At 73.2% G+C, this 13486-nt stretch carries 12 protein-coding genes; 3 read left to right on the forward strand and 9 right to left on the reverse strand.

The features are described from left to right. Nucleotide 1 precedes the first annotated feature (1 nt). The 4 genes from KZQ38_RS12585 to KZQ38_RS12600 are packed head-to-tail and all read right to left on the reverse strand — an operon-like array spanning nt 2 to nt 5192. On the reverse strand, nt 2-1633 hold the full coding sequence (locus tag KZQ38_RS12585; protein WP_219441410.1) for a dipeptide ABC transporter ATP-binding protein: 1632 nt from the start codon (nt 1631-1633) through the stop codon (nt 2-4). Continuing rightward, nucleotides 1630-3303, reverse strand: a complete 1674-nt coding sequence (locus tag KZQ38_RS12590; protein ID WP_219441413.1) for an ABC transporter substrate-binding protein — start codon at nt 3301-3303, stop codon at nt 1630-1632. Before KZQ38_RS12590 ends, KZQ38_RS12585 begins: the two co-directional genes overlap by 4 nt. Before the next feature lie 24 nt (nt 3304-3327). Then, nucleotides 3328-4323: an ABC transporter permease gene (locus KZQ38_RS12595; RefSeq protein ID WP_219441415.1), complete on the reverse strand. Its 996-nt coding sequence runs from the start codon at nt 4321-4323 to the stop codon at nt 3328-3330. After that, nucleotides 4323-5192, reverse strand: coding sequence for an ABC transporter permease (locus KZQ38_RS12600; RefSeq protein ID WP_219441850.1), 870 nt, complete (start codon nt 5190-5192; stop codon nt 4323-4325). Before KZQ38_RS12600 ends, KZQ38_RS12595 begins: the two co-directional genes overlap by 1 nt. A gap of 386 nt (nt 5193-5578) precedes the next feature. Between KZQ38_RS12600 and KZQ38_RS12605 the strand changes: the two genes are divergently transcribed. The 3 genes from KZQ38_RS12605 (at nt 5579) to KZQ38_RS12615 (ending at nt 8613) form a co-directional block, all read left to right on the forward strand. Then, on the forward strand, nt 5579-6253 hold the full coding sequence (locus KZQ38_RS12605; protein ID WP_308258383.1) for an MOSC domain-containing protein: 675 nt from the start codon (nt 5579-5581) through the stop codon (nt 6251-6253). 56 nt (nt 6254-6309) lie between these two features. After that, the gene (locus KZQ38_RS12610; protein WP_219441419.1) at nt 6310-7773 is read left to right on the forward strand and encodes an alpha/beta fold hydrolase; all 1464 of its coding nucleotides are present in this window, start codon (nt 6310-6312) and stop codon (nt 7771-7773) included. Nucleotides 7774-8124: 351 nt separating this feature from the next. Further along, a complete protein-coding gene (locus KZQ38_RS12615) occupies nt 8125-8613 on the forward strand; it encodes a hypothetical protein (RefSeq protein WP_219441420.1) in 489 nt (162 codons plus the stop codon). A 46-nt stretch (nt 8614-8659) separates the two neighbouring features. Here KZQ38_RS12615 and KZQ38_RS12620 read toward each other — a convergent pair whose 3' ends face one another. Genes KZQ38_RS12620 through KZQ38_RS12640 form a run of 5 tightly spaced genes read right to left on the reverse strand, consistent with a single transcriptional unit; the run spans nt 8660 to nt 13485 of the window. Next, nucleotides 8660-9154: a methylated-DNA--[protein]-cysteine S-methyltransferase gene (locus KZQ38_RS12620; protein ID WP_257901216.1), complete on the reverse strand. Its 495-nt coding sequence runs from the start codon at nt 9152-9154 to the stop codon at nt 8660-8662. Nucleotides 9155-9159: 5 nt separating this feature from the next. Continuing rightward, entirely contained in the window at nt 9160-10410 is a 1251-nt protein-coding gene (locus KZQ38_RS12625) for an ATP-grasp domain-containing protein (protein WP_219441422.1), read from the reverse strand. Between the two features lie 34 nt (nt 10411-10444). Further along, entirely contained in the window at nt 10445-11596 is a 1152-nt protein-coding gene (locus KZQ38_RS12630) for an acyl-CoA dehydrogenase family protein (RefSeq protein ID WP_219441424.1), read from the reverse strand. Continuing rightward, entirely contained in the window at nt 11593-12111 is a 519-nt protein-coding gene (locus KZQ38_RS12635; protein WP_219441426.1) for a flavin reductase family protein, read from the reverse strand. The genes KZQ38_RS12630 and KZQ38_RS12635 overlap by 4 nt, the downstream gene beginning before the upstream one ends. A gap of 9 nt (nt 12112-12120) precedes the next feature. Next, the gene (locus tag KZQ38_RS12640; protein ID WP_308258360.1) at nt 12121-13485 is read right to left on the reverse strand and encodes an FAD-binding oxidoreductase; all 1365 of its coding nucleotides are present in this window, start codon (nt 13483-13485) and stop codon (nt 12121-12123) included. Nucleotide 13486: the final 1 nt, after the last annotated feature.

Consider the following 13486-nt stretch of genomic DNA (forward strand, 5'->3'; position numbering starts at 1 on the left):
GTCAGGAGGCGATCGCGCGCCACCGCGCGTGCCGCTCGCGCTGGCGCACCGGGTCGGCCACGGGCGCGGCGGCGATCAGCCGGGCCGTGTACGGGTCGCGTGGGCTGGTCAAGACGTCCGCCGCCGGTCCCTGCTCCACCAACCGCCCCTCCCGCAACACGGCCACCCGGTCCGCCAAGCGCTCCACCACGGCCAGGTCGTGACTGATGAACAGGCACGCGAAGCCCAACTGCTCCTGCAAGGAGCCGAACAGGTCCAGGATACGGGCCTGCACCGACACGTCCAGCGCGCTGGTCGGCTCGTCCGCGATCAGCAGCGCCGGGTCGAGCGCCAGCGCACGCGCGATGCCCACCCGCTGCCGCTGCCCGCCGGACAGCTCGTGCGGGTACCGGTCCCGCAGGGCCGCGCCGAGCTGCACCAGGTCCAGCAGCTCGGCCACGCGGCGGTCGGGGTCGGTGCTGCCCGGGTGCAGCCGCATGGGCTCCGCGATGGTGCGCCCGATGGTGGCCCGGGGGTTCAACGACGACGTCGGGTCCTGGAACACGAAACCCACCCGGCCGCGGGCCGCGCGGCGCTCCGCGCGCCGCAGCCGCGTCAGGTCGCGGCCCGCGACCAGGACCCGGCCCGAGGTGGCCGGGCGCAGACCGGTGATCACCGACGCCAGGGTGCTCTTGCCGGACCCCGACTCGCCGACCAGCCCCAGGACCTCGCCGGGCTCCACGTGCAGGCTCACGCCGTCCAACGCGCGCACGCCGCGCCGCCCGCCGTACACGACGGTCAGGTCCTCCACGACCAGCGCCGCGTCCGGTGACGGCTCGACCGCCGAACCGGTCGCGACGTCGCCGGTCGGCGGCGTCAACGACACCACGGACGCCAGCAGCTCCTTGGTGTACGGGTGCGCCGGCCGCTCGAACACCTCCACCACCGGGCCCTGCTCGACCAGCTCGCCGTCCTTCATCACGGCCACCCGGTCGGCCAGGCCCGCGACCACGCCCATGTCGTGCGTGATCAGCAAAATCGCCACGTCGAGCCGGTCACGCAGGTCCAGCAGCAGGTCCACGATCTCGGCCTGCACGGTCACGTCCAGCGCGGTGGTCGGCTCGTCGGCGATGAGCAGCGCCGGCTCGCACGCCACGGCCATCGCGATCACCACCCGCTGGAGCTGCCCGCCGGACAGCTCGTGCGGGTAGGCCCGCAGCCGCCGCTCGGCGTCCGGCAGGCCGACCAGCTCCAGCAGCTCCAACGCGCGTTCCCGGGCCCGGCGGGCGCTCCACGGCCGGTGCGCCCGCACCGCCTCCACCAACTGGTGGCCGATGGTGAACACCGGGTTCAGGGCGCTCATCGGCTCCTGGAACACCACCCCGACCCGCCCGCCGCGCACGGCGCGCAGCTCGGCGGCGCTCATCGCGTACAGGTCGCGCCCGTCGAGCAGGGCACGCCCGGACGGCCGCGCGGTGGCGGGCAGCAGCCGCAGCAGCGACATGGCCGTCACCGTCTTGCCGGAACCGGACTCGCCGACGAGGGCGACGACCTCGCCGGCGGCCAGGGACAGCGTCACGCCCCGGACCGCCGGCCGGGCCGCGCCGGCGAACTCCACGGTCACGTCGTGCAGGGCCAGCAGCGGCTCGCTCACGGCGTCAGACCGACCTGGAGGTAGTTCGGGTACGCCGGGAAGTCCGCGATGAACATGTTGGCGACCTTCGACCCGCGCAGGAACGAGTTGCGGGTGTAGATCAACGGCACGATCGGCGAGTCCTTGAGGATGCGCTTGTCCAGCGCCGCCCACTTCTTACCGGCCTCCACCGGGTCGACGGTGGCCTGCGCCTCGCCGATCAGCCGGTCCACCTCGGCGTCGCGGTAGCGGGAGAGGTTGTAGCCGCCGCCACCGATCTCGGACGACGCGAACAGCGGCTGGATGTTGGCGTTGGCGCTCGGGAAGTCCGGCTGCCAGGAGGCGAGCGTCAGGTCGAACTTCGCCTCCGGCGCGCCGCTGCTCTCCTCGGTGTACGCGTCGCCGTCGAGCGTGCGGATGTTGCTCTGGATGCCCGCCCGCGCCAGCGACGCCTGGAGCGACTGCGCCTTCTCCGGCCCGTTGTTCGTCTTGGACACCAGGAAGTCCAGGCCCTGGAGGCCGTTGGGGAACCCGGCCTCGGCGAGCAGCTGCTTGGCCTTCTCCGGGTCGCCCGCGGGCGGCGCGGGGAACAGGTCGAACTTCTCGCGGCCGACGATGCCCTGGGTGATCAGCGTGGTGGCGGTCTCACCCGCGAGCGCGGCGGCGCCCGCCGACGCGATCTGGAACGACGTCTTGTCCACCGCGTACTGGAACGCCTCGCGCACCTTGGGGTTGTCCAGCGGCGCCTTCGCGGTGTTCAGCGCCAGGTAGGCCAGCGCGCCGGACTCCGACGTGACGACCCGCTGCTTGGCCGACGGGTTGTTGGCGAGCTGGGCGAGCTGCGCGGCGGACACGAACGACGCGCCGAACGCGGACTTGTCGTCGCCGGAGTCGGCGGTCAGCCGCTGGGACACCACCGAGGCGTCCTGGCCGAGCTGGAACACCACCTCGTCCGGCAGGCCGGCGCGGACCTGGTCGGTCCGCTGGTCCCAGCTGGGGTTGCGGGTCAGCCGCGCCTCCACGCCCTTCTGGTACTTGGCGAGCTGGTACGGGCCGGACGCGGCCGGGTGCTCGGCGTAGTCCGGTTCCGCGCCCTTGCCCTTGGGCACCGGGGCGAACGCGGGCGTGCTGACCACCCACGGCCAGTCGCCGTACGGGCGGACCAGGTGGAACCGGATGGTCCGGGCGTCGGGCGCCTCCACGCCCTTCAGCTCAGCGCCCTCGAACGGGCCGCGGTAGTCCGCGCCGCCCTCCAGGAGCTGCTTGTGGTAGCCGAGGCCGCCGGAGAACGCGGGCGCGAAGGAGCGCTCGACGCCCCACTTCACGTCGGCCGCCGTGATGGGCGTGCCGTCGTTGAACTTCAGGCCCTCCTGGAGGGTGAACGTCCAGGTCTTGCCGCCGTCCTCGGTCTTGCCGGTGTCGGCGAGGTCGGGCACGACGACCGCCTGCTCGCCCGGCTTGTTGTGCCACGCGGTGAGCCTGCGGTGGACCAGGCCGAGCGACGTGATGGCCAGGCTGCCGCTCTTGGCCGGGTCGAAGTTGACCGTCTGCCCCTCGGTCAGGACGCGCAGCGTGCCGCCGCGGGCCGCGGACGCGGGTGCGTCGCCCTGCGGCTGCTCGTTGGCGCCGCACGCGGACAAGGCCAGCGCACCCGCCATCGCGGTCGCCACGGCCAAGCGACGTCTGGTCATTTGTGGTGTCTCCTAGCGGTTCGATCAGGAAAGGCGGGCTCGGGGGTCGAGCGCGCCGTAGCAGAGGTCGACCACGACGTTGGCCGTGACGATGAGGAAGGCGGCGAACAACGTGCAGCCGAGCAGCAGCGGCAGGTCCCGCTGGCCGACGGCGTCGATCAGCAGGCCGCCGAGGCCGGGCAGGCCGAACACGCGCTCGGTGATCACCGCGCCGCCGAGCAGCGTGCCGAGGTCGACGCCGAACACGGTCACCACGGGCAGCAGCACGTTGCGCAGCGCGTGCTTGCCGACCACCTTGGTCTCGGTGAGGCCCTTGGCGCGCGCGGTCCGGATGTAGTCCTCGCCGAGGGTGTCCAGCATCTGCGTGCGGGTCAGCCGCGTGTAGATGGCGGCGTGGGAGAAGGCGAGCACGGCCCACGGCAGCAGCAGCCGCCACGCCCAGTCCACGGGGCTGGTGGTGAACGGCACGTAGCCGCCGACCGGCACGACGTCCAGCGTGAACCCGAACACCAGGATGCCGAGCAGGCCCACCAGGTACACCGGCGCGGACACGCCCGCCACCGAGGACGCGAGCGCCAGCCGGTCCCACGCGGTGCCCCGCCGCAGCGCCGCCACGACGCCCGCGCCGACCCCGGTGACCAGCCACAGCACGGCCGCGCCGACGGCCAGCGACGCGGTGACCGGCAGGCGTTCGCCGATCAGCGTGATCACGTCGGTGTTCTGCGCGAACGAGTACCCGAAGCACGGCGCGTCGCAGGTGATCGCGGTCGCGCCGGAGCCGAACACGCGACCGGTGAAGATGCCGCCCGCGAAGTCCAGGAACTGCTGCCACCAGGGGTCGCCGTAACCCATGAAATCGCGGGCGAGGGCGAGGTTCTGCTCGGTGCACGGCCGACCGCACGCCTGGAGCGCGGGGTCGGCGGGCACCAGGTAGAACACGGCGTACGTGCTCAACGCCACCAGGAACAGCACCAGCACCGCGCCGGCGAGCCGGAGGCCGACGAACTTCAGGGCGCCCATCAGCGCAGCACCGCCGTCCGCGGGTCGAGGGCGTCGCGCAGGCCGTCGCCGAGGACGTTGAACGCCCACGTGGCCAGGAACAGCGCCGCACCGGGGAAGACCAGGAACATCGGGTCGGTGGCGACCCAGTCGATCGCCGCGCTGATGGCGCGGCCCCAGCTCGGCGTGGGCGGCGGGATGCCGAGCCCGAGGAACGACAGGGCCGCCTCGGTGCCGATCTTGCCGGGGATGGACAGCGTGGACACCACGATGATCGGGCCCCACAGGTTGGGCAGCAGCTCGTGCCGGAACACGTGGCCCGGCCCGGCGCCGAGGGAGCGGGCGGCCGAGACGAAGCCCCGGTTGCGCAGGGTGAGCGTCTGGGCGCGCACGATGCGTGCGATCGAGGGCCAGCCGAAGAACCCGATGACCACGATCAGCAGCAGCGGGCGGGGCACCTCGCCGGGCACCACGGCCGCCAGGGCGATCATGAACACCAGGTAGGGGAACCCGAGCAGCACGTCCGCGGTCCAGGTGACCAGCTTGTCCACCGCGCCGCCGAGGTAACCCGCGATCGCGCCGAGCACCACGCCGAGCAGCACGGACACGGCCGTGGCGGCGAGGCCGATCAGGAACGACGTCCGCGCGCCGTGCACCACGATCGCGAACAGGTCGCGCCCGGTGAGCGGCTCGACGCCGAACCAGTGGTCGCCGCTCACGCCGCCCAGCGGGCCGGCGGGCGCGCCGGTGGCGGGGTCGAGCGCCTCGGTGCGGTAGGTGTACGGGTCCTGCCCCTCGATCGCGGTCAGCACGTCCGCGCCGATGGCGACCAGCGCGAGCAGCGCGATGGTGAGCGCGCCGGCCAGCGCCCACCGGTCCTGGCGCAGCATCGAGCGGACGGCGGTCCACGACGAGCGGACGCCGTTGGCGGGTGGGGATGGGGACACGGGCACCTGACCTCTGGAGCGGCTGGAACGCGGATCACCATAGGTCGCCGTGAAAATGGCATGGACCAGCTCTCACGAAGTGGGATGTGACGCGGATGGTCTTGATTTCCGCCGTTTCCCCAGGCTCATGACGTCCACTGTGGATCTTGTCGGCGGGCCGCGCGGGTCCGCTGGTATTCCGGTTGACCGGGGCAACGGCGCCGTGCCAACATCCGGCGGGGCCGAGAGGCGCTGCGACGGAACGGTTTTTCCGCCACGCTCGGCCCCGGTCACCGCACCAAGGGCGCCTCCGTCGAACGTGGGGGCGCGAGGTGTCCGAGTTGTCCACTGTGGTCGGTCACGTGGTCGGGTTGCACCGGTACCCGGTGAAGTCCATGGCGGGCGAGCCGCTGGACGAGACGGAGATCTCGTGGCACGGGCTCGCCGACGACCGCCGCTGGGGTTTCGTGCGCGAGGGCCAGGTGCGCAACGGCTTCCCGTGGCTGACCCTGCGGCAGCGACCCGACCTCGTCCGCTACCACCCGTGCCTGCGCGGTGGTTCCGCCGTGGTGCGCACACCCGGTGGCGATGAGCACGACGTCGCCGACCCGGAGCTGGCCGCGCTGCTCGGCGCGCGCCCGATGAAGCTCGACCGGGGCGCGTTCGACTCCGCGCCCGTGTCGTTGCTCACGGTCCAGAGCGCGACCGCCGTCGGCTCGCCCGACGTGCGGCGGTTCCGGCCCAACGTGGTGGTCGACGCGGCGGGCGAGTTCCCGGAGGACGCCTGGGTCGGCGCGACCGCGGCGATCGGCGGGGCGGTGCTGCGGGTCGACCGCGCGGACCGCCGGTGCGGCGTCGTCGCGGTGGACCCGGACACGGGCACGCGTGACGCGACGGTGCTGCGGGCCGTCGCCCGGCAGCACGGGCTGACGCTGGGCGTGTACGCGTCGGTCGTCACGCCCGGCCACGTGCGGGTCGGTGACGAGGTGGTGCTGCACCCCCGACCCCGGGCCGGAAACGGCTGAACCCGGCGCCTGAGCGGCCCTCGCCGCACCCCGCCGCGTGATCGCATGATCGGGCGATGAAGCTCGCCATCCTCGCCGCGGCCGTCGTGGGTGCCTCCCTGGTCACCCCGGCGGTCGCCCACGCGGCGGTCCCGCGCTGGACCGCCTGCCAACGCACCGCGGACGACACCACCGGCAAGGCGATCGACGACGCGGGCGGCCGGTGCGCGGACATCACCGTGCCGCTCGACCACAACCGCCCGCACGGCCGCGCCATCACCGTGGCCGTCTCCCGGATACCCGCCACGAAGACCAAGCTGGGCACGCTGTTCCTCAACGGCGGCGGCCCCGCGCCCGCGCTGGACACCGGACTGTTCGTCACGCCCGCGCTGCGCGACCTCGCCGCCCACTACGACCTGGTCGCCATGGACCCCCGGTTCACCGGCCGCAGCAGGCCCGCCATCGACTGCGGCTGGGACGACGTGGGGGAGTGGCGGCGCTCGGCGGGCTCCGACCGCGCCGGGTTCGACCGGTCGGTCGCCTTCAACCGCGCCCTGGCCGCCGAGTGCCACCGCGCCCACGCCGCCGAACTGCCGCACGCGTCGACCCGGAACATCGCGCGGGACATGGACGTCGTCCGCCGTGCGCTGGGGGAGCGGCGCGTGTCGTACCTGGGGTATTCGTACGGCACGGTGCTCGGTGTTGTGTACAACGAGCTGTTCCCCGGCCGCCTGGACCGCGTCGTGCTGGACAGCCCGATCGACCTGCGTGCGTGGGGACCGATGTTCAGCGCCGACCGCGCCCGTGCCAACGAGGGCGCGATGCGCGAGTGGGCCGCCTACACCGCCGCGCGTGACGCGACCTACCACCTCGGCGCGACGCCGGAGGCCGTGCTCGCCGCGGCACGCGCCGTCTTCGCCGCCGCAGAGCGGAACCCGTTGCGGCTGGGCGGGTACACCGTCGACGGCCACACCGCGCCGCTGATCCCGTTCGCGCGGTTCTGGAACGGCAGCGACGAGGGCAACGCCCTGGTGGCCGCGGAGATGCGGTTGCTGGCGGACGCGGCGTCCGGGGCGGTCGTCGAGCCGACCGCCGGGCTGGGCGCGTTGCTGGCCGGTTTCACGACCGGCGCCGACTCGGCGTCCGGCAGCGCCAACCTGGCGATCATGTGTGCCGACGGCGTCGCGCCCCGTGATCCGGAGCGGTACTGGCGCGACATCCAGCGGCACCGCGTGGACGAGCCGGTGTTCGGGCCGATCGAGCGGAACGTCCGCCCGTGCGCCTTCCTGCCGCCGGGCCGGGAACCCGCGACCCGCGTCACCCGGGACCTGCCCGCGCTGCTGGTCGGCGCGACCCGCGACAACCTGGCCCCGTACCGGCAGGCGGTGGCGCTGCGGGGTGACCTGCCCTCGTCCCGGCTGGTGACCGTGGACGTGCGCAAGCACGTCGTGTTCGGCCACCTGGGCAACACGTGCGTGGACGACACCGTGCGGGCGTACCTGGCAGGTGGTGCGCTACCACCCGACCGGACGTGCCCGTAAGCGCCTTCGGGATGCCGTAAACCCAGTATGGTGGCGTTCGTGGGCGATGAGCGGACATCGTCAGACGAATGGCCGGTCGAGTACCTACGAGCCCGGCAGGCGTTGAACGCCGCTGAACACCAGCTAACCCAGATGTTGGTGGCCGAGGGGCAAGGATGTAGATCGAAGCCATCCGATGTCGAGGAAGCCTTTCGCAGCGGTGCGACGGCATACCAGGCGTTGGCGGCTATGGCACCGTCGGAGCCGACCCCGTGGTGGCCCGGCGGCTGGGCCAACCGCACCACCGCGCCCGAGCACACCTGGAATGCCCACGAGAGGCAGCTACCAGAATTGGTGGGGCGAACCGAGCGGATGGCGCTTCGGCACCGGGAGGCCGCCGGGGCGCTGTCCGCGGCGTGGCAGTTGTACTGGACGCCGACGGAGCCGATTGCGTGGGGACGTCCGTCTTCCGCGCCGCTGCTGCTCGACGCGGTGTTCTGGCGCGAGGTGGACGCCACCGGCAGCCGGTACGGCGTCGCGGACCTCGCCCTCTTCGAGCCGCTGCCTCGCGGGACACCGCCCGGTGTCGAGATACAGCCCGTTCGCAGTGCGGACAACTACGTCAACCCGGCGTTGTGGATCGCCGCCGCCGCGGGGTCGGGCCTGGTCGGCAACGCCGCCTACGACATGGCCAAGCACCTCGTGCGCAAGTTCGTCAGCCACCGGGCGAAGCACTCCGACCCGGGTACGACCGAGGCAACCGCACCACCGCCGGTCGACGAGGGCCGCGAACCCCGCCGCGTGCTGGACATCGACCTGCCACCCGCCGCGCCACCGGTGCTGGGTGTGGACGACGACTGACCGGGTGCGGGCCGGGTGCGGGCCACCGCGGCCCGCACCCGGCGCGTCACCAGGGCGTCTCGCCGGTCTCGAACGCCAGCAGCAGCCGCTTGCGCTCGATACCGCCGCCGTAGCCGGTGAGGCTGCCGGTCGACCCGACGACCCGGTGGCACGGCACGATGATGCTGATCGGGTTCTTGCCGTTGGCCAGGCCGACCGCCCGCGACGCCGTCGGGCGGCCGATGCGGGCCGCGAGTTCCCCGTACGAAACGGTTTCCCCGAACGGGATGGCCTTCAGCTCCTCCCACACCGTCCGCTGGAACGGCGTGCCCGCCATGGTCAGCGGCAGGTCGAACTCCGTGCGCTTGCCGGCGAAGAACTCCTCCAGCTGCGCGACCACGTCGCCGAACGGACCCGGGTCGCGCTCGCCGAACGTCTCCAACGCCGGCCGGTGCCGGTGTTCGTGCATGTAGAGCCCCGCGAGCGCGCCGTCCCGCGCCACCAACGTGATGTCACCGATGGGACTGTCGACCACCGTGTGCACGACGGTTCCTGCTGTCATGGGCGTCATCCTGCACGACGGACTTCCAACCGGATCGACTCGGCCGCCCGTTCGGCGAGCTTCGCCGCCTCGCCGGGGGTGTCCGCGAGGACCGTGACCGAACCGGCCCGGTCCCACGAGCTGCGCAGCTCCCGCACGTGCTCGCCGGGCTGCGCGGCCAGCGCCACGTGCAGCACGCCCGGCAGCGCCTCCACCTCGGCCACGCCCGCGACGGAGACCACCTCGCCGGGCTCGGCCTGGAGGAAGCGCACGGCCGCCGCGCGCTCCGCCTTCGCCGGCAGGGGCGGGAGGTCGTCGCCGCGCATGAGCGCGTAGTAGTGGTCGGCCAGCGCGATCGGGTACGCCTGCTCGATCAGCCACGTGATGCCGTCACCGGGGAACCGGCCCGCGCACTCCACCAGGAACGGCACGCCGTCGCTGAGGATCCACTCGCAGTGCACCACCCCGGTGCCGAAGCCGACCGCGCGCAGCACCGCCCCGGTCTGCGCGACCAGCAGGTCGGACGTCGCCTCCGGCAGGTCGGCGGGCACCAGGTGGCCCAGCTCGATCGGTCGCGGCCCCGGGAACAGGGTCTTCTCGGTGACGTTGGTGAACAGCGGAACGCCGTCGCGGACCAGCATCTCCACGCTGAACTCCGCGCCGCGCACGAACGTCTCGACCAGCATCCGCAGCGGGATGACGCGGTCGGGCACCAGGATGCCCTCGTCCTGCCCGGCCAGGCACTCGGCCCACGCCTCGTCGACCTCGGCCGCGTCGTGCAGCACCTTCGTGCCCAGCGACGCCTGCCGGTTGGCGGGCTTGAGCACGACCGGGCCGGGGTGCTCCGCCATGAACGCCCGCACGTCGTCGGGACCGTCCACGGACCGCGACTCCGGGTTGCGGACACCCGCCGCGCGGGTCACCCGGCGCAGGAGTTCCTTGTCCCGCAACAACTGCGCCGCGCCGCTGGTCGCGCCGGGCACGCCGTACCGCTCGGCCAGGCGCGCGGCGAACGGCGTGGCGTACTCCACCAGCGGCACGACGTAGGCCGGGTCCAGGTCGGGGTGGGCGTTGAAGAACTCGTCCGCCGCGCCCGGCCGCTGGTACTCCCACGGCACGATCTCGCGCAGCGTCGGCGCGCCGGCCATCTTGGCGGCGATGTCCCGCTTGCGGATGACGTCCGGCTCGTCGACGAGGACCATGGAGCCCTCCTCGAACTCCGTGCGGGTGGGCAGTGGTGCCAGGAAGCCGACGATGATCACCGGTCGCGTCGTCATGATGTCCTCTCCGGGATGACTCGGGGGCGGCACACTACCGGGTGATGCCGAGGGCGAGGGGGAACGCGGGCGAACCGCCGAGCAGGTGGGCGCCCGCCGTCTGGAGGATGCGGTCCTGCGCCACGATGTGCTGGCACATGGTCGTGGTGTCGCGCAGCCACCGGTCCAGCGGCGACGGGCGGTAGATGGACGAGGTCTGCATCAGGTCGTACAGCCGCGTGACGATGGACCGCGCGGTGCGGAACGCGTGCAGCCGGGACAGCGGCAGCGCCGCCCGCTCGCGCGGCGTCAGGTCGTTGAGGGTCCCGCCCGCGGACAACACGTCCCACTGCCGCCGCAGCGCCTCGTAGACGCCCGCGCGGGTGGCGGCGAAATCCGCCTCGCACTCGGCGATCGTCACCTGGGTGCGGTAGTTGTCAGCCCACCCCTTGGCGGCGGCGGTCTCCCGGACGTGGTCCAGCGCCGCCCGCGCCACGCCCAGCGGCACGCCCGGCATGTTGCGCATGTGCACCTCGGCCTGCGCCAGCGGACCGGCGGGACCGTGCACCTCGCTGAACAGCAGGGTGTGCTCGGCTGGCACGAACACGTCGGAGATGGTGTAGTCGCAGCTGCCGCTGCCCGCGAGACCGGTGGTGTGCCAGGTGTCCACCACCTCGACCTGCTCGCGCGGCACCATCATCAGCATCGAGTTCTGCGGCTCGCCGTCGGGCAGGCCGTCGCGGAACAGCATCGCGCCGGACACCACCCAGTCGGCGTGCGTGATGCCGCTGCCGAACTGCCACCGGCCGGTCAGCCGGTAGCCGCCGGGCACGATCTCCGCGCGGCCGGTGGGGAACAGCAGGCCCGCGGTGGTCATGTCGATGCTGGGGAACATCTCCTTGGCGACGGCCGGTTCCAGGAACCGCGCGTACAGGCCGGTGTCCATGCCGATCATGGCGCACCAGCCCGCCGACGCGTCGCCGTACGCCACGGCCTCCACGACCTCGGTCTGCTGCGCCGAGGTCATCTCCGGGCCGCCCCAGTCGCGGCCGAATCCGGTCCGGAACACGCCCGCGTCGCGCAGCAGCGCCACGACGTCCGCCGGCAGCCGCCGAGCGGCCTCGATGTCCGCGGACCGCTCGCGCAGCAGCGGCGCGATCTCCCTGGCGCGGGCGAGGATCGCCTCACCGGTCTCCGGGACGGTCATGTGGTCACTCCTCGGTCTTGGTTCGGGTCGTCGTCCAGGCTGTGGTAGCGCCCGCGCAGGTAGACCAGCGGCGGGCGGTGGGCGCCGACACCCGCGGCCACCACCTCGCCGACCACCATGGTGTGGTCGCCCAGCCGGATGGAGTCCCACAGCACGCACTCCAGCCAGCCCGGCGCGTCCAGCACGAGCGCGCCGGTGTGCGCGCCCGGTGCGGCACGCAGCCCCGCCAGGGCGCCCGCCCGGCTCGCCCGGTCGCCCGCGCACCGCCGGGCCGCCACCGCCGCCGAGTCGTCCAAAATGGACAGCGCCCACTTCTTCGTCGCCAGCAGGTCCGCCAGGAAGGCCGAGTCCGGGCGCAGGCACACCGACACCAGCGCCGGGTCCAGCGACACGGACGTGAGCGAGTTGACGGTGACCGCGTCGTGGACGCGGACGCCCGAGCGGTCGGTGTACGTGGTGGCCACGCACACGCCGGTGGCGAAGTGGCGCATCGCGCCGCGCAGGTCGGGTGCCACCGGTGCTCCTCAGATCGCCTGCGGGAAGCGGAAGACGCGGTCCGGGTCGTAGCGGCGCTTCACCTCGGCCAGCCGGGCGTAGTTCGGCCCGTGGTAGGCCGCCCGCCAGTCCGGCAGGTCGGGGTCGGTGAAGTTCACGTACGCCGCGTCCGAGGCGAACTCGCCCATCCGCTCGTGCAGGTCGGTGAGCCACGCCAGGTTGTCCCGCGCCACGTCCGGGCCGTCCGCGGTGTGCCACGACGTGTCCATGGACAGCAGGAACAACACGTCCCGGTGCGGGAAGGCGGTTTCCGCCACCGGCACCCGGTTGATCGCGCCGCCCCAGGTGAACAACGCGAAGCCCGCGCCGTCCGGGTTGCTGCTGCCCGGCCACGCGTCCACCGCGGCCAGCGCCGTGGTCAGCCCGGCGTCGGGCAGCGCCTTGGGCGTCGACCGGGTGCGCACCGCGAACGCGCCGCCCGCCGTGTTGTGGTGCAGGTAGTCCTTGGCCTCCCAGTACGTCCGGTCCTCGATGTCGGCGCGGAACGGCTCGGCCGCGGCGAGCGCCGGCCGCAGCATCTCGCGCAGCTCCTCCGCCGGCCCGAGGTGCCAGCCGACGACCGAGACCACCGCTTCCTCGTCGGCCGCGCGGCTGACGCCGATGCGTGCCGCGAACTCGTCCGGCGCGCGCTCCATGACCTCCTGCATGACGGCCAGGACGTCCGGCGCGTCCGCCCGCCGCCACAGCAGCAGGCACGTGGAGCTGGCGATCACCGGCCGCGCCTGGAACGTGAACGACGTGTTGACGCCGAAGTTGCCGCCGCCACCACCCCGGCACGCCCAGAACAGGTCGGCGTTGTGGGTCTCGTCGCAGGTGAGCGTGGTGCCGTCGGCCAGCACCACGTCGGTCTCCACCAGCGAGTCGCAGGTCAGTCCGAACGACCGGGACACCGCCGCGACCCCGCCGCCGAGCACCAGCCCGCCGATCGCCACGTCGTCCGCGTTGCCCGCCGGGAACGCCAGGTCGTACGGCTCCAACGCGGCGTAGAGGGTGGCCATCCGCGTGCCGCCGCCCACCGTCACCAGCTCGCTCGCCGGGTCCACCCGCACCTCGTCCAGGCCGCGCAGGTCCAGCACCAGGCCGGTGTTCACCGAGTTGCCCGCGTAGCTGTGCCCACCGCCCCTGGCCACCACCGGCACGTCGTTCTCCCGCGCCCACACGATCGCCTTGCCCACGTCGGCCGCGCTCGCCACGGACAGCACGGCCGCCGGCCGCACGTCGGCGAAGCGCCGGTTGAACGGGCGGGACGCGGCGTCGAAGCCGGGATCGCCGGGCAGCCGGACGAACCCGTCCACCAGGCCGCCGAGCTTCGACCAGTCGATGACGCGCCCCACC

The sequence above is a fragment of the Saccharothrix obliqua genome (assembly GCF_019375475.1).
In the GTDB taxonomy this organism is placed as follows: Bacteria; Actinomycetota; Actinomycetes; order Mycobacteriales; family Pseudonocardiaceae; genus Actinosynnema; species Actinosynnema obliqua.